The following is a 1,016-nucleotide window of genomic DNA, read 5'->3' on the forward strand; positions in this document are numbered from 1 at the left end:
GATGCGGGCGCTCACTCGCCGAACACCACCACGGAGCGCAGCACGTCGCCGGCGTGCATCTTGTGGAACGCCTCCTCGACGTCGTCCAGCCCGATGGTCTCGGTGACGAACGCCTCCAGCGGGAACCGGCCCTGCAGGTAGAGGTCGACCAGCATCGGGAAGTCGCGGCTGGGCAGGCAGTCGCCGTACCAGGAGGACTTCACCGCCCCACCCCGGCCGAAGACCTCGATCGCCGGCAGCGTGATCTCCATGTCCGGCGTCGGGACGCCGACCATCACCACGCGGCCGGCGAGGTCCCGGGCGTAGAACGCCTGCTCGAACACCTTCGGGTGGCCGACGGCGTCGATGGCGACGTCGACGCCGAACCCCCCGGTGAGCGCGCGGACCGCCTCGACCGGGTCGGTCTCCTTCGAGTTGACCGTGTGGGTGGCGCCGAACTGCCGGGCCCACTCCAGCTTCCGGTCGTCGATGTCGACGGCGATGATCGTGGCCGCGCCGGCCAGCTTCGCCCCGGCCACCGCGGCGTCCCCGACGCCACCGCAGCCGAACACGGCCACCGTCTCCCCGCGCTGCACGCCACCGGTGTTGATCGCCGCGCCGACGCCGGCCATGACGCCGCAGCCCAGCAGCCCGGCGGCGGTCGGCGGGGCTGCCGGGTCGACCTTGGTGCACTGGCCGGAGTGGACCAGCGTCTTCTCGGCGAAGGCGCCGATGCCCAGGGCCGGGGACAGCTCGGTGCCGTCGGCCAGCGTCATCTTCTGCGCCGCGTTGTGGGTGTTGAAGCAGTACTGCAACTGGCCCTTGCGGCAGGCCCGGCACTCCCCGCACACCGCCCGCCAGTTCAGCACGACGTAGTCGCCGACGGCGACGTTGGTCACGCCCTCCCCGACCGCGGAGACCACACCGGCCGCCTCGTGGCCGAGCAGGAACGGGAAGTCGTCGTTGATCCCGCCCTCGCGGTAGTGCAGATCGGTGTGGCAGACCCCGCACGCCTGCACGTCCACGACCGCCTCGCC

General features: G+C 72.0%; 1 protein-coding gene. It reads right to left on the minus strand.

All coding sequences use genetic code 11. The annotated features are described in order from the left end of the window. Positions 1-11: 11 nt before the first annotated feature. Positions 12-1,016: S-(hydroxymethyl)mycothiol dehydrogenase (locus E9565_RS21890; RefSeq protein ID WP_236836725.1), on the minus strand; the 1,005-nt coding region annotated here is incomplete at its 5' end.

Source organism: Blastococcus sp. KM273129 (assembly GCF_021698995.1).
In the GTDB taxonomy this organism is placed as follows: Bacteria; Actinomycetota; Actinomycetes; order Mycobacteriales; family Geodermatophilaceae; genus Blastococcus.